Source organism: Olsenella sp. SW781 (assembly GCF_012027725.1).
GTDB lineage: Bacteria > Actinomycetota > Coriobacteriia > Coriobacteriales > Atopobiaceae > Thermophilibacter.
Map to the genome: position 1 here is coordinate 1 of NZ_SJOU01000004.1, position 14,898 is coordinate 14,898.

Here is a 14,898-nt window from a genome sequence, read left to right on the forward strand (position 1 = left end):
CCACCGCGACCCCGGACGCAGCAGAACCTCGGCCGCGACAGATGTCTATAAGAGCCCGCCCATGGACATGTCCCACGCCACGGCCGTGCGCGCGCCGATGGTCGGCGTCTTCTACGCGGCGCCCTCGCCTGGCGCCGAGCCCTTCGTGCACGTGGGCTCCAAGGTCAAGAAGGGCGAGACCCTCTGCGTCATCGAGGCCATGAAGGTCATGAACGAGGTCACCGCCGAGGCCGACGGCGAGATCGTCGACATCTGCGTGAAGGACGGCGACCTCGTCGAGTACGGCTGCTGCCTCATGAAGATCTACTAGGTGGAAAAGGGACAGTCACTTTTGCACGGTCACGTTTCCACGTTGGGAGCTGAGAAGATGAACAAGGAAGAGCTCAAGGACCTGCTGCCCCATCGCGAGCCGATGCTCCTGCTCGACGAGGCGGAGGTCGTCGACGGCGAGGCCCACGGCAAGATCACCATCACCGGTGACGAGTTCTTCGTCCAGGGCCACTTCCCGGGCAACCCCATCGTCCCGGGCGTGATCCAGTGCGAGATGCTCGCGCAGAACTGCTGCGTTCTTCTCGCCGACGACCTTGCCGCCAAGGGCGCCACGCCCATGTATACGAGCCTCGACAAGGTTCGCTTCAAGCATCCCGTGCGTCCTGGTGACACGGTGGAGCTCACGTGCCGCATCACCAGGAGCCGCGGGCCCTTCCGCTTTGCCACGGGCGAGGCCCGCGTGAACGGCGAGCTCTGCTGCCAGGCGGAGATGTCCTTCGCGCTGATGTGACGGAGGCTCTTCCGTGCAAAGGGGACAGTCACTTTTGCACGGTGCTGGGCATTCGAAGAGAGCGGCGTGCAAAAGTGACTGTCCCCTTTGCACGGTGCGCCAGGAGGCGACGATGTTCGACAAGATCCTCATTGCGAACCGCGGCGAGATCGCGGTCCGCGTGATTCGCGCCTGCAAGGAGATGGGCGTCAAGACCGTTGCCGTGTACTCCACGGCCGATGCCGAGGCGCTGCACGTCGCCCTTGCCGACGAGGCCTATTGCATCGGCGGGCCGCGCCCGGCGGACAGCTACCTCAACGAGGACGCCATCCTCACGGTCGCCCTGCAGTCGGGCGCCAAGGCCATCCACCCCGGCTACGGGTTCTTCTCGGAGAACTCGCACTTCGCGCGCGAGTGCCAGAAGTGCGGCCTCGTGTTCATCGGCCCCGACCCGGACGTCATCGACCGCATGGGCGACAAGGACAACGCGCGCCGCACCGCCCGCGAGGCGGACGTGCCCATCGTTCCGGGCTGCGACCTGCTCAAGGACGCGGACGAGGCGGTCCGCGAGGCGGAGCGCATCGGCTGCCCCGTGCTCATCAAGGCGCGCTCGGGCGGCGGCGGCCGCGGCATCCGCAAGGTCGAGGAGCCAGCCGACGCCGGCAAGGCCTTCACCGAGGCCCATGCCGAGGCCGAGGCGGCCTTCGGCGACGGCGAGTGCTACATGGAGAAGTTCGTCTCCCCGGCCCACCACGTCGAGGTCCAGGTCCTCGCCGACGCCCACGGCAACGTGGTCTCCCTCGGCGAGCGCGAGTGCTCCGTCCAGCGCCGCAACCAGAAGCTCGTGGAGGAGAGCCCGGCGCCGTGCCTGGACGCCCACCCGGGCGTCCGCGAGCGCATGCACAAGGCCGCCCGCGACCTCACGCGCGCCGTGGGCTACGTGGGCGTGGGCACGATCGAGTTCCTCTTCGCCGACGACGGCAACTTCTACTTCATGGAGATGAACACGCGCCTGCAGGTCGAGCACCCGGTCACGGAGTTCGTGAGCGGCGTCGACCTCGTCAAGTGGCAGCTGCGCGTGGCGGCGGGGGCCGAGCTGCCCTTCTCGCAGGACGACATCTCCATTCAGGGGCACGCCATCGAGTGCCGCATCAACGCCGAGACGCCGGAGTTCCTCCCGTCCTGCGGCGACGTCACGATGCTGCATGTCCCCGGCGGCCCGCAGGTCCGCTTCGACTCCGCGCTCTACGTGGGGGCCGTGGTCCCGCCGTACTACGACTCGCTCCTCGGCAAGCTCATCGTCTGCTCGTCAACCCGCGAGGAGGCCATCCGCAAGATGCGCTCCGCCCTCGGCGAGCTCGTGGTCGACGGCGTGGCCGAGAACAGCGAGCTGCACCTCGACATTCTCGCCAACCCCGAGTTCGTCTCGGGGAACTACCACACCAACCTGATGGAGCATCTCTATGAGTAAGCGAGAGAAGAGCATCAACGCCCTCGAGGGGCCGATGACCGAGGTGTCGGCGGAGTTCCCCGAGCGCCACATCCTCGTCAAGTGCCCGGGCTGCCGGCGCGTGATCGATCAGGACAAGCTCGCCCAGAACCTTGACGTGTGCCCGCGCTGCGGGCGCCACCTGCGCGTCTCCGGCCGCAAGCGGATGCGCATGACCGTGGACGCCGGGAGCTTCCAGGAATGGGACCGCGACCTCGCCGCCACGGACTTCCTCGAGTTCCCCGGCTATGCCGAGAAGCTCGCGGACGCGCGCGAGAAGTCCCACGAGGCCGACGCCGTCGTGTGCGGGCGCGCCGAGATCGGCGGCCACGAGTGCGCGGTCTTCTTCATGAACGCCGAGTTCATGATGGGCTCGATGGGCTCGGTGGTGGGCGAGAAGATCTGTCGCACCTTCGAGCGTGCCACCGAGCTTGGGCTGCCCGTCGTGGGCTTCACCGTCTCCGGCGGCGCCCGCATGCAGGAGGGCACGACCTCGCTCATGCAGATGGCCAAGGTCTCGGCGGCCGTGCGCCGTCACGGCGAGGCGGGTCTGCTCTACCTGACCGTGCTCACCGACCCGACCACCGGCGGCGTCACCGCGAGCTTTGCCATGGAGGGCGACGTCATCCTCGCCGAGCCGGGCGCGCTTGTGGCCTTTGCCGGCCCGCGCGTGATCGAGCAGACCACCCACAAGCGCCTGCCCGCGGGCTTCCAGCGCTCCGAGTTCCTGCTCGAGCACGGCTTCTGCGACCTCATCGTGGAGCGCAAGGACATGGTGGCCACCCTGACCGAGCTCCTTGCCCTGCACGAGGGCGAGGCCCCCGCGGCCGGGGCCCCGCACACGCTCTCCCGCGAGGAGCCCCGCGGCAAGCGCGGCGCGCGCCCCAAGCGCGTGGAGGAGCCGACCTGCGCCTACGACATCGTCAAGCTCACCCGCTCCGCCGACCGCGCGACGGCGCTCGAGCTCCTGGAGCGTGGCCTCGACGGCTTCGTCGAGCTTCATGGCGACCGCCTCTTCGCCGACGACGCCGCCATCGTGGCGGGCATCGGCTGGAAGGGAGGCCGCGTGATGACCGTCATCGCCATCGAGCGCGGCAACTCAACCAAGGAGCGCGTGCGCCGCAACTTCGGCATGGCGCACCCCGAGGGCTACCGCAAGGCGCTGCGCCTCATGCGCCAGGCAGAGAAGTTCGGCCGGCCCGTGGTCTGCCTCGTCGACACCTCCGGGGCCTACTGCGGCATCGGCGCCGAGGAGCGCGGCCAGGGCGAGGCCATCGCCACCAACCTCGTTGCCATGAGCGGCCTTCGCACGCCCGTGGTGAGCGTCGTGGTGGGCGAGGGAGGATCGGGTGGGGCGCTCGCGCTCGCCGTCGCCGATCGCGTGCTCATGCTGAGGAGCGCCGCGTACTCGGTCGTGAGCCCCGAGGGCTGCGCCTCGATTCTCTGGAAGGACCCGAAGCGCGCCGACGATGCCGCCGCGGCGCTGCACATCACCGCCGAGGACCTCACCGAGCTCGGCCTCGTGGACGGCGTGGTCAACGACATCGGGCTCACGCACACCGAGATCGCCCACGACCTCGTGCGCGAGGTGGAGCTTGCCCTTGACGAGCTGGGCCAGCTCGACGCCGACCAGCTCGTGGGCCTTCGCTACGACAAGTTCCGCGCGATGGGAGGGGATAGGATATGCTCGCGCTCGTAACCGACTCCACCTGCGGCCTGACGCGTGTTGAGGCCGATGAGCTGGGCGTCATCGTGCTCCCCATGACCTACTCGGTCGACGGCGTCCGCTACTCGGAGGCGCCCGTCGGGGAGAACGGCGACTACGGCTCGCTCATCTCGGCCGGCTCCCGCGTCGAGACCGAGGCCGTCCACCCGTCTGCCTTCGAGCGCGTCTTCCGCGAGCGCCTCGCCGCGGGCGACGACGTCCTCTGCGTCACCATCTCGTCCCGCCTTTCCGGCACGTTCCGCAGCGCCGAGGAGGCCGCCGCCGCGGTCGACCCGAGCGGCGAGCGCGTGGCCGTCCTCGACTCCTGGAACACCGCGGGCGCGCTCGAGTTCCTCGTCCGCCGCGCGCACGCGCTCGCGGCCGCCGGCAGCTCGCTTGCCGAGGTCGTGGCCGGCCTTGCCGAGGCCCGGCGCGGCACCCGCATCGTCTTCAGCGTGCCCGACATGGGGGCGCTCTTCAGAAGCGGCAGGCTCGGCGCCATCCGCCGCGCCGTGGCCACCAAGCTCAACCGCTATCCCGTCATGGCCCTCCAGGAGGGCGGAATCGAGAAGTACGGCGACGGGCGCGGCGCGCGCGGCATGGCGGCCGCGATGGTGCGCCGCGTGCCAGAGGGAAGCCGTGAGCTCGTGGTGTCGCACTTCGGGCCGCGTGGCGTCGAGGCGCGCGAGGTGTTTCTCGCCGCGCGCTCCCGCTTCCCCGAGGCGCACGTGCGCGTGAAGGACGGCGGCCCGGTGCTCGCCAAGCATCTCGGCGTCGGCGCCGTGGGGCTCTCCTGGGCGTAGGCGTCCTCAGGGCCGGCGGGCGCGCTTCTCAGCGCGGAGGGCGCGCCCGCACTCATGAGTGCGGGCATCAAGTGCAGGCAAAAGTGCCGAGAAGGACCATCGAGTGCGTGGTTCTTCTCGGCATTTGTCGTTGAGTGCGGGCATCGAGTGCGGCGGAGGCCCGCACTCGTGAGCGCACGCATCGAGTGCGGTGGCATCCGCCCCGCCCCTCGGCGCGTGCCGGCCCCTGCCGTTCTTCTCGCCTGCGCGTGAACGTACGGTGAAGAATGGATACGCCCGGGACCGTGGCGTTTTGACAACAGCTGGTCATGCGCGTAATGTTCATCGTCGCGTCAATCCGGGGCAGAGGTGCTGCTCGGCCCTTGAATACGAGAAAAACGGCACGTCGATAGTATAGAAGGAGAGAGCTTTGCCTACTATCAACCAGCTGGTCCGCAAGGGCCGCATGAGCGTCAAGGCCAAGTCCAAGAACGCCGCCCTGCAGCACAACCCCCAGAAGCGTGGCGTCTGCACCCGCGTCTTCACCACCACCCCCAAGAAGCCGAACTCCGCCCTTCGTAAGGTCGCCCGTGTGCGCCTCGTGAACGGCATCGAGGTCACCGCCTACATCCCCGGCGAGGGCCACAACCTCCAGGAGCACTCGATCGTCCTCATCCGCGGCGGCCGTGTGCGTGACCTCCCCGGTGTCCGCTACAAGATCATCCGTGGCGCCTACGACTGCGCCGCCGTGCAGAACCGCCAGAAGGCGCGCTCCCGCTACGGCACCAAGCGCCCGAAGTAGTGAACAGCCGCACAATCGTCATCAGAACCGAGGAGATATAACATGCCGCGTCGTGCATCCAAGAACCACCGTCGCGAGGTCCAGCCGGACGCCGTGTACAACAACCGTCTCGTGACCCAGCTCATCAACAAGGTCCTTCTCGACGGCAAGAAGGCCACCGCCGAGCGCATCGTCTACGGTGCCTTTGACATCGTCGCCGAGAAGTCCGGCGAGGACGCCCTCTCCGTCTTCAAGAAGGCCATGGACAACATCCGCCCGACCCTCGAGGTCAAGCCCAAGCGCGTCGGCGGCGCCACCTACCAGGTGCCCATGGAGGTCAACTCCCGCCGTGCCACTACCCTCGCCATCCGCTGGATGGTCAACTTCTCCCGCGCCCGCAAGGAGAAGACCATGGCCGAGCGTCTCGCCAACGAGATCCTCGACGCCTCCAACGGCGTCGGCGCCTCTGTCAAGAAGCGCGAGGACCTCTTCAAGATGGCCGAGGCCAACCGCGCGTTCTCTCACTACCGCTTCTAAGCCGATCCGAGGGAGCTACTTATGGCAAAGGTTAAGTACAAGCTCGAGGACCTCCGCAACATCGGCATCATGGCCCACATCGATGCCGGCAAGACCACCACGACGGAGCGCATCCTCTACTACACGGGCAAGACCCACAAGATCGGCGAGGTTCACGACGGCGCCGCCACCATGGACTGGATGGTCCAGGAGCAGGAGCGCGGCGTGACCATCACCTCCGCGGCCACCACGTGCTTCTGGAAGGACCACGTCATCCAGATCATCGACACCCCGGGCCACGTTGACTTCACGTCCGAGGTCGAGCGCTGCCTGCGCGTCCTCGACGGTGCCGTTGCGGTCTTCGACGCCGTCGCCGGCGTCCAGCCGCAGTCCGAGACCGTCTGGCGTCAGGCCACCACGTACGGCGTCCCCCGCATCGCGTTCATCAACAAGTATGACCGCATCGGCGCCGACTTCTTCCACGCCATCGACACCATGAAGGACCGCCTGCACGCCAACGCCGTGGCGGCCCAGATCCCGATGGGTGCCGAGAACAACTTCTGGGGTCTCGTCGACCTGGTCACCATGACCGCGTGGGACTTCAAGGAGGACGCCAAGGGCATGATCTACCCCGAGCCCATGGACGCCATCCCCGACGAGTTCATGGACCTCGCGCAGGAGAAGCGCGAGGAGCTGCTCGACGCCGCCTCCAACTTCTCCGACGAGATCATGGAGGCCGTGCTCGAGGAGCAGGAGATCCCCGTCGACGACCTCAAGGCGGCTCTCCGCAAGGGCGTCATCGCCGGCGAGCTCAACCTCGTCTTCGTGGGCTCTGCCTACAAGAACAAGGGCATCCAGGAGCTCCTCGACGCCGTCGTGGACTACCTCCCGAGCCCGCTTGACGTCGCCGAGATCGACGGCACCAACCTCAAGGGCGAGCCCGAGGTCCGTCACGCCGACCCGAAGGAGCCCTTCGCGGCCCTCGCCTTCAAGATCATGACCGACCCGTACGTCGGCAAGCTCACCTACATCCGCGTGTACTCTGGTCAGGCGGAGGCGGGCTCTTACGTCTACAACTCGGTCAAGGACAACCGCGAGCGCCTCGGCCGCATCCTCGAGATGAACGCCAACGAGCGCGTCGACCGTGACGAGTGCTCCGCCGGCGACATCGTCGCCTGCGTCGGCCTCAAGAACACCACCACGGGCGAGACCCTCTGCGACGAGAAGCACCCCGTCATCCTCGAGTCCATCGAGTTCGCGACGCCGGTCATCTCCGTCGCCGTGGAGCCCAAGACCAAGGCCGAGCAGGACAAGATGTCCGTTGGCCTGGCCAAGCTCGCCGAGGAGGACCCGACCTTCCAGGTCCACACCGACCACGAGACCGGTCAGACCATCATCTCCGGCATGGGCGAGCTGCACCTCGAGATCATCGTCGACCGCCTGCGCCGTGAGTTCAAGGTCGACTGCAACGTCGGCAAGCCGCAGGTCGCCTACCGCGAGACCGCCGGCAAGGCCGTCACGCACGTCGAGGGCAAGTTCGTCCGCCAGTCCGGCGGTCGCGGCCAGTACGGCCACGCCGTCATCGACATGGAGCCCAATGAGCCGGGCAAGGGCTACGAGTTCGAGAACGCCATCGTCGGCGGCGTCATCCCGAAGGAGTACATCCCCTCCGTCGACAAGGGCATCCAGGAGGCGCTCGAGAGCGGCGTCATCGCCGGCTACCCGGTCGTCGACATCAAGGTCAAGCTCGTCGACGGCTCCTACCACGAGGTCGACTCCTCCGAGGCGGCCTTCAAGATCGCCGGCTCCATGGCCATCAAGGAGGCCCTGAAGAAGTCCAACCCCGTCCTTCTCGAGCCCGTCGAGCAGGTCGAGGTCGAGACGCCCGAGCAGTACATGGGCGACGTCATGGGCAACCTCTCCTCCCGCCGCGGCAAGATCGAGGGCATGGAGGATCGTCGCGACACCAAGGTCATCCGCGCCAAGGTGCCCCTGGGCGAGATGTTCGGCTACGCCACGGACCTTCGCTCCCAGACGCAGGGTCGCGCGAGCTACACCATGCAGTTCGACTCGTACGAGCCCGTGCCGAAGGCCGTCCGTGACGAGATCGTCGCCAAGAATGGCGGCAACGCTTCCTAGTTAACGACCACCGAGCCCTAGCTCATTGGAGGTACCACAGTGTCAAGCCAGAAGATCAGGATTCGCCTCAAGGGCTACGACCACGAGGTCGTTGATCAGTCCGCGAAGCTCATCGTCGACACCGCCCAGAAGACCGGTGCCCGCGTGTCCGGCCCCATCCCCCTGCCCACCGAGCGCAACCTCTACACGGTCATCCGCTCGCCGCACAAGGACAAGGACTCCCGCGAGCAGTTCGAGATGCGCACCCACAAGCGCCTCATCGACATCCTCGACCCCTCGCCGTCCACGGTTGACTCGCTCATGCGTCTCGACCTCCCGGCCGGTGTGGACATCGAGATTAAGCTCTAAGCAGTAACGCACGTCGGGGGCGCCCCCGGTCTTCCTACGAGAAGTGCTCTTCGAGGAACTTCTCTTCGGAAGACCGGGGGCGCCCTGCGTTACGGACATACTGAGCCGGTGGCAGCGTAGTCCCATGCTGTTGCCAACCTGTAATGTGGGGAAGCTACTATGGCGAGAAGGACGGTTGCTCTGAGAGGGGACTCGCCATGAACATCGTTTGTCTCGACCTTGAGGGCGTGCTCGTACCGGAGATCTGGATCGCGTTTGCGGAGGAGTCGGGCATCCCAGAGCTGCGACGCACCACGCGCGACGAGCCCGACTACGACAGACTCATGGCCTTCCGCATCAAGACGCTGCACGAGCACGGGCTGGGGCTGCCGCAGATCCAGGACGTCATCTCGCGCATCGACCCTCTGCCCGGGGCGCGCGATTTTCTCGACGCCCTGCGCGAGCGTACGCAGGCCGTGATCCTCTCCGACACGTTCGAGGAGTTCGCTCGCCCGCTCATGGCCAAGCTCGGCTGGCCCACGCTGCTCTGCAACTCGCTCGAGGTCTCCCCGGAGGGAGAGATTCTCCGTCACCGCATGCGCTGCGAGAACTCCAAGCTCACGACCGTCCGCGCGCTTCAGTCCTGCGGATACGAGACCATTGCCGCAGGCGACTCCTTCAACGACCTCGCCATGATTCGTGCGAGCAAGGCAGGCTTCCTCTTCCGCAGCACCCCCGCCATCCAGGAGGCCAATCCCGACCTCCCCGCATATGAGACCTATGACGAGCTGCTCGCCGGGATAGCGGCGGCGCTCGAGCGGTGATTGACGGGGCGCGACGCGCCCCGAGGCCCCAGGCGACGATTGTCGGTGATTTTTGACGTGACCCTTCTGTAGCTCAGGTATGCTGACCGGAAAAGCGCAGGTAAAAGCACCGCCTTTATCATGTGTGCCAACCGGTCCCCGCAGAAATCACCGACAATCGAATCGTCATGCGAAAGAGGACGTGCACGTCGCTTTGCGGGGTATCATATGCCCGGCGAAAGGGGGCAGGATGCCGACGCTCTACATCCTCCGGCACGGCCAGACCGAATACAACCTGCAGCATCGGGTCCAGGGGCACTGCGACTCCCCGCTCACGCCGCTCGGCGTCGAGCAGGCGCATGCGGCGGCTCGCTGGATTGCGGGTCAGGGGGTGCGCTTCGACCGCATGTGCACGTCTCCGCTCGGGCGTGCCGTGTCCACGCTCGAGGTGGTCCGCGAGGAGCTCATGGCGCGAGGCGAGAAGGACCTTCCTCCCGTCGAGCCTCTGGACGCCCTGATGGAGCGGAGCTACGGCCCCTTCGAGGGCGGCCCCGCCTCCGACGTGCCCGCGGAGCTGTGGGATCCCGGCGAGGCGCTCGTGCCCTTCGGCGGGGAGGGGAGCGTCGCGCTGCGCCGTCGCATCGTTGCGGCGATGACCGAGGTCGTGAGCGCCCCGGGCGTCGAGACGGCGCTCGCGGTCTGCCACGGCTCGGCGACGCTCCAGTTCAAGAAGGCGTGGGAACACCTTGCTCGCTGCCCTCAGGACGTGGCGCTCGGGAACTGCTGCGTGCTCGTCTACGAGTTCGACCGTCCTTCCGGGCAGTTCTTCTGCGAGCGCATCAAGAATCAGTCTCTCTAGCCATACGAGGCGCGCGGCCGTGCAAAGCGTGCAAAGGGGACCGTGCAAAGGGGACAGGCACTTTCGCACGGGTTCACCGTGCGAAAGTGCCTGTCCCCTTTGCACGGTCCCCTTTGCACGGCCGCACGCCGTTCGTGGGTGGATACGCCCGGCAGCGCGGAAAATCAAGCCCCAGCTCAGAGCCCACAAAACTTTTGCGGAGACATTGTGAATTCGTGTATGCCCGTGTAGACTAGACAGGCTGCGCTAATGGGGAGAGGTGTGCCTCGAACCGGGGTGCGGCAGATACAGGACGTGGTCCGCTGGGGAGGGGCAAAGGGTGCCCCACAGGTCCCATGACCACCGAAGGTTAGGAAAGAGCATGGTCAGCACGATCCTTGGCCGCAAGCTTGGGATGACGCAGATCTGGGACGAGAACGACAACGTCGTGCCCGTCACCGTCATCCAGGCTGGCCCCTGCACTGTCTCGCAGGTCAAGACGAAGGCGACCGACGGCTACGACGCCGTCCAGATCGGCTTCGGAGACATCTCCGCCAAGCACGTCAACAAGCCCATGGCCGGCCACTTCAAGGCCGCCGGCGTCGAGCCGATGCGCTACCTGCGCGAGGTCCGCGTCGAGAACGGCGAGGAGCACAAGACCGGCGACGTCGTCACCGTCGCTGACTTCGCCGAGGTCAAGGCTGTCGACGTCATCGGCACCTCCAAGGGCAAGGGCTTCCAGGGCACCATCAAGCGCTGGAACTTCTCCCGCGGCCCCATGACCCACGGCTCCCGCAACCAGCGCCGCCCGGGCTCCATCGGCCAGTGCGCCTACCCCGCGCGCGTCCGCAAGGGCCTGCACATGTACGGCCACATGGGCGACGAGCGCGTGACGGTCAAGAACCTCAAGCTCGTCCGCGTTGACGCCGAGCAGAACCTCATGCTCGTCAAGGGCGCTGTCCCCGGCGGCAAGAACGCTCTCGTCCAGGTCCGCATGGCCTAAGTGCCAGGAAATCTCTTAGGCTAACAAGGAGGACAGAATGTCCAAGTACGCAATCAAGAACGCCGAGGGGGCCCAGGTCGCTGAGGCCGAGCTCGCCGACGGCGTCTTCGGCATCGAGCCGAACATCCCCGTCATCCACCAGGTCGTGGTGTGCCAGGACAGCTGCGCCCGCCAGGGCACCCACTCCGTGAAGAACCGTCACGAGGTCTCCGGCGGCGGCGCCAAGCCCTACCGCCAGAAGGGCACCGGCCGTGCCCGCCAGGGCTCCACGCGCGCCGCGCAGTGGACCGGCGGCGGCGTCGTCTTCGGCCCCACCCCGCGCACCCACAACAAGCGCATCAACAGCAAGATGGTCAAGCTCGCCATGCGCTCCGTGCTCTCCGGTAAGGTCGCCGACAGCGAGCTCGTCCTCGTCGACGCCCTCTCCTTCGAGAAGCCGTCCACGAAGCAGGCCAAGGCCCTTCTCGCCAGCCTCGGCATCGAGGGCAAGCGCGTGACCGTCGTCGTCTCCGACGATGACGTCAACACCTACCTCTCGTTCCGCAACCTCCAGCAGGTCAACGTCATCGGCATGTCCGAGGCCACGACCCGCAACCTCATCGACAACGGCGCCCTCGTCATGACCGCCGACATCGCGAAGCAGTTCGAGGAGGTGCTCGCATAATGAACTCCGCCTACGACGTGATCATCCGCCCGATCGTCTCCGAGCGTTCCTTTGACCTCATGGAGCAGGGCAAGTACACCTTCGAGGTGGTCAAGGCCGCTCCCAAGGAGGAGATTGCCGCCGCCATCGAGAAGCTCTTCGGCGTCCACGTGGTGAAGGTCAACACCATGAACGTCTCCGGCAAGAAGAAGCGCGTCCGCTATCAGACCCCCGGCACCACGCGCTCCTGGAAGAAGGCCGTCGTGACCCTCGCCGCCGGCGAGACGATCGAGATCTTCGGCAGCCAGCAGGCCGCCGAGTAGGTCAGCACCCCGCCCGAGCCCCCAAGGGGGCCGGGCTTTTGTGCCCCGCGCGATGGATACGCGCGGAACCGTGGTAATCCGGTGTCGGCCGCCAATCCCTGAGCGGTCGGCCAACGGAAGAAGAAGGGAAAGAGTCAATGGCAGTCAAGCACCTCAAGCCCACGAGCGCGGGCCGTCGCTTCCAGACGGTCTCGGACTTCGCCGAGATCACCCGCAGCACGCCCGAGAAGTCGCTTCTCGAGCCCCTGCCCAAGAAGGCGGGCCGCAACAACAACGGTCGCATCACCACCCGTCACCAGGGCGGCGGCCACAAGCGTCAGTACCGCAAGATCGACTTCAAGCGCGTCAAGGACGACGTGCCGGCCAAGGTCGCCACGATCGAGTACGACCCCAACCGCTCCGCCCGCATCGCGCTGCTCCACTACGCTGACGGCGCCAAGGCCTACATCCTGTGCCCCGAGGGCCTGCACGTGGGCGACACCGTCCTGTCCGGCACCAAGGACGTGGACATCAAGCCCGGCAACTGCATGCCGCTCTCCGAGATCCCCGTCGGCACCCTCGTGCACGCCGTGGAGTTCCAGCCTGGCAAGGGCGCCGCTATGGCCCGCGCCGCCGGCACCTCCGTCCAGCTCATGGGCAAGGACAACGGCTATGCCGTCCTGCGCATGCCCTCCTCCGAGCTTCGCCGCGTCCTTCTCACCTGCCGCGCCACGATCGGTGAGGTCGGCAACGCCGAGCACTCCAACATCGTCGTCGGCAAGGCCGGCCGCAGCCGCTGGGCCGGCGTCCGCCCGACCGTCCGTGGTACCGTCATGAACCCGGTCGACCACCCGCACGGCGGCGGCGAGGGCAAGAACCACACCTCCGGCCGTCCGTCCGTGACGCCCTGGGGCAAGCCGACGAAGGGTTACAAGACGCGCGACCCGAAGAAGGCCTCCAACCGCCTGATCATCCGTCGCCGCAAGTCCAAGTAGTCGCAACACGAGTAGTAGGAGATAGAAAGCATGAGCAGAAGTCTCAAGAAGGGCCCGTTCGTGGAGACTCGCCTCCTCGCGCGTGTCGCCGCTCAGAACGAGGCCGGCACCAAGGAGGTCATCAAGACCTGGTCGCGCTCCTCGACCATCTTCCCCGAGATGGTCGGTCACACGATCGCCGTTCACGACGGCCGCAAGCACGTGCCCGTGTACGTCACCGAGTCCATGGTCGGGCACAAGCTGGGCGAGTTCGCCCCCACCCGCACGTTCCGTGGCCACAAGGAAAAGTAGGGGGTAGGGAAACAACATGCCTCAGAACACCAACACCAACGAGGTTCGCGCGACGGCCAAGTACGTCCGCGTCGCCCCTCGCAAGGCCCGCGCCGTCGTCTCGCTGATTCGCGACCTCCCCGTCGAGAAGGCCCTCGAGGTCCTGCAGTTCTCGACCCGCGCCGCCTCCGTGGACGTGGCCAAGGTCCTGCGCTCCGCGATTGCCAACGCCGAGAACAACAACGGCCTGCGCGGCGACAACCTCTACGTGAAGCTCGCCTACGTTGACGAGGGCCCCACCCTCAAGCGCATCCGTCCGCGCGCCAAGGGCTCTGCCTCTCGCATCAACAAGCGCATGAGCCACATCACCGTCGTCGTCGCTCCTCGAAAGGAGGCGTAGGGAAAGCATGGGTCACAAGGTTCAGCCGACTGGCTTCCGTCTCGGCATCACCGAGGAGTGGCGTTCCCGCTGGTACGCCGATAAGAACTACGCCGAGAACCTCGGCAACGATCTCGCCATCCGCTCCTACCTCGAGAAGCGCCTCGCCAAGGCCGCCCTCTCCCGCGTCGACATCGAGCGCGCCGGCGACAAGGTCAAGGTCACGATCTACACCGGCCGTCCCGGCATCGTGATCGGCAAGAAGGGCGCCGACATCGACGTCCTGCGCTCCGACCTCGAGAAGGTCGCGGGCGTCGGCAAGGGCATGGTCGCCGTTGACGTCATCGAGGTCAAGCGCCCCGAGCTCGACGCCAACCTCGTCGCCCAGTCCATCGCCGAGCAGCTCGAGGGCCGCGTCGCCTTCCGTCGCGCCATGCGCAAGGCCGTCCAGTCCGCCCGCAAGGCCGGCGCCAAGGGCATTCGTATCCAGTGCTCCGGCCGCCTCAACGGCGCCGAGATGGGCCGTCGCGAGTGGTACCGCGAGGGTCGCGTGCCCCTGCACACCCTGCGTGCCGTGATCGACTACGGCCAGTCCACCGCTCGCACCACCATGGGCGCCTGCGGAATCAAGGTTTGGATCTACTTCGGCGAGAAGCTCCCCGGCCAGGCCACGCCTCGCCCGGCGCTCGAGGGCTCCAGCCGTCCTCGCCGCGGTCGCAATGAGAGGAGGGGCCGTTAATGCTCGCACCTAAGCGCGTTCTTCACCGCAAGGTCCAGCGTGGCTCCATGAAGGGTCACGCCAAGGGCAACACCCAGCTGCACTTTGGCTCCTATGGCATCCAGGCCCTCGAGGCCCACTGGATCACCAACCGTCAGATCGAGGCCTGCCGTGTCGCCATGACCCGCTACATGAAGCGTGGCGGCAAGGTCTGGATCACGATCTTCCCGGACAAGCCCATCACCAAGAAGCCCGCCGAGACCCGCATGGGCTCGGGCAAGGGCAACCCCGAGGAGTGGGTGGCCGTCGTCAAGCCGGGCCGCATCATGTTCGAGATTGATGGCGTGTCCGACGAGGTGGCTCGCGAGGCTCTCCGTCTGGCCCAGCACAAGCTGCCGATCAAGACCAAGATCGTCGCCCGCACCGACCAGGACGGGGAGGAATAGGC

19 protein-coding genes are annotated in these 14,898 nt (G+C 66.8%); all 19 read left to right on the forward strand.

Annotation, left to right across the window (positions count from 1 at the left end; genetic code table 11):
• Positions 1–310, forward strand: a 310-nt coding sequence (gene accB, locus E0L17_RS02945; protein ID WP_167929790.1) for an acetyl-CoA carboxylase biotin carboxyl carrier protein, incomplete at its 5' end; no start/stop codon positions are given.
• A 57-nt stretch (positions 311–367) separates the two neighbouring features.
• On the forward strand, positions 368–781 hold the full coding sequence (gene fabZ, locus E0L17_RS02950) for a 3-hydroxyacyl-ACP dehydratase FabZ (RefSeq protein ID WP_075279243.1): 414 nt from the start codon (positions 368–370) through the stop codon (positions 779–781).
• A gap of 112 nt (positions 782–893) precedes the next feature.
• Positions 894–2,231, forward strand: coding sequence for an acetyl-CoA carboxylase biotin carboxylase subunit (accC, locus tag E0L17_RS02955; RefSeq protein ID WP_167929791.1), 1,338 nt, complete (start codon positions 894–896; stop codon positions 2,229–2,231).
• Positions 2,224–3,948, forward strand: coding sequence for an acetyl-CoA carboxylase, carboxyltransferase subunit beta (gene accD / locus E0L17_RS02960; RefSeq protein WP_167929792.1), 1,725 nt, complete (start codon positions 2,224–2,226; stop codon positions 3,946–3,948). The genes accC and accD overlap by 8 nt, the downstream gene beginning before the upstream one ends.
• Positions 3,933–4,757 (forward strand): DegV family protein, encoded by an 825-nt coding sequence (locus tag E0L17_RS02965; RefSeq protein WP_167929793.1) that lies wholly within the window; start codon positions 3,933–3,935, stop codon positions 4,755–4,757. The genes accD and E0L17_RS02965 overlap by 16 nt, the downstream gene beginning before the upstream one ends.
• Before the next feature lie 409 nt (positions 4,758–5,166).
• A complete protein-coding gene (gene rpsL / locus E0L17_RS02970) occupies positions 5,167–5,538 on the forward strand; it encodes a 30S ribosomal protein S12 (RefSeq protein WP_075279247.1) in 372 nt (123 codons plus the stop codon).
• 42 nt (positions 5,539–5,580) lie between these two features.
• Positions 5,581–6,054, forward strand: coding sequence for a 30S ribosomal protein S7 (gene rpsG / locus E0L17_RS02975; protein WP_075279248.1), 474 nt, complete (start codon positions 5,581–5,583; stop codon positions 6,052–6,054).
• A 21-nt stretch (positions 6,055–6,075) separates the two neighbouring features.
• A complete protein-coding gene (fusA, locus tag E0L17_RS02980) occupies positions 6,076–8,172 on the forward strand; it encodes an elongation factor G (protein ID WP_075279249.1) in 2,097 nt (698 codons plus the stop codon).
• A 39-nt stretch (positions 8,173–8,211) separates the two neighbouring features.
• Positions 8,212–8,520, forward strand: coding sequence for a 30S ribosomal protein S10 (gene rpsJ, locus E0L17_RS02985; RefSeq protein WP_072374151.1), 309 nt, complete (start codon positions 8,212–8,214; stop codon positions 8,518–8,520).
• Between the two features lie 197 nt (positions 8,521–8,717).
• On the forward strand, positions 8,718–9,323 hold the full coding sequence (gene thrH / locus E0L17_RS02990; RefSeq protein ID WP_167929794.1) for a bifunctional phosphoserine phosphatase/homoserine phosphotransferase ThrH: 606 nt from the start codon (positions 8,718–8,720) through the stop codon (positions 9,321–9,323).
• A gap of 229 nt (positions 9,324–9,552) precedes the next feature.
• Positions 9,553–10,161 carry a histidine phosphatase family protein gene (locus E0L17_RS02995; RefSeq protein WP_167929795.1) on the forward strand — a complete coding sequence of 203 codons (609 nt, stop codon included), beginning with the start codon at positions 9,553–9,555 and terminating at the stop codon, positions 10,159–10,161.
• A gap of 361 nt (positions 10,162–10,522) precedes the next feature.
• Positions 10,523–11,143, forward strand: coding sequence for a 50S ribosomal protein L3 (rplC, locus tag E0L17_RS03000; protein ID WP_167929796.1), 621 nt, complete (start codon positions 10,523–10,525; stop codon positions 11,141–11,143).
• Between the two features lie 37 nt (positions 11,144–11,180).
• Positions 11,181–11,807 (forward strand): 50S ribosomal protein L4, encoded by a 627-nt coding sequence (gene rplD / locus E0L17_RS03005; protein ID WP_167929797.1) that lies wholly within the window; start codon positions 11,181–11,183, stop codon positions 11,805–11,807.
• On the forward strand, positions 11,807–12,109 hold the full coding sequence (gene rplW, locus E0L17_RS03010) for a 50S ribosomal protein L23 (protein WP_167929798.1): 303 nt from the start codon (positions 11,807–11,809) through the stop codon (positions 12,107–12,109). Before rplD ends, rplW begins: the two co-directional genes overlap by 1 nt.
• 137 nt (positions 12,110–12,246) lie before the next feature.
• The gene (rplB, locus tag E0L17_RS03015; protein ID WP_167929799.1) at positions 12,247–13,083 is read left to right on the forward strand and encodes a 50S ribosomal protein L2; all 837 of its coding nucleotides are present in this window, start codon (positions 12,247–12,249) and stop codon (positions 13,081–13,083) included.
• A gap of 30 nt (positions 13,084–13,113) precedes the next feature.
• On the forward strand, positions 13,114–13,374 hold the full coding sequence (rpsS, locus tag E0L17_RS03020) for a 30S ribosomal protein S19 (protein ID WP_072374173.1): 261 nt from the start codon (positions 13,114–13,116) through the stop codon (positions 13,372–13,374).
• A 16-nt stretch (positions 13,375–13,390) separates the two neighbouring features.
• Positions 13,391–13,753 (forward strand): 50S ribosomal protein L22, encoded by a 363-nt coding sequence (gene rplV / locus E0L17_RS03025; protein WP_167929800.1) that lies wholly within the window; start codon positions 13,391–13,393, stop codon positions 13,751–13,753.
• 7 nt (positions 13,754–13,760) lie between these two features.
• Positions 13,761–14,471 carry a 30S ribosomal protein S3 gene (rpsC, locus tag E0L17_RS03030; RefSeq protein ID WP_075279257.1) on the forward strand — a complete coding sequence of 237 codons (711 nt, stop codon included), beginning with the start codon at positions 13,761–13,763 and terminating at the stop codon, positions 14,469–14,471.
• The gene (gene rplP, locus E0L17_RS03035) at positions 14,471–14,896 is read left to right on the forward strand and encodes a 50S ribosomal protein L16 (RefSeq protein ID WP_075279258.1); all 426 of its coding nucleotides are present in this window, start codon (positions 14,471–14,473) and stop codon (positions 14,894–14,896) included. The genes rpsC and rplP overlap by 1 nt, the downstream gene beginning before the upstream one ends.
• Positions 14,897–14,898: the final 2 nt, after the last annotated feature.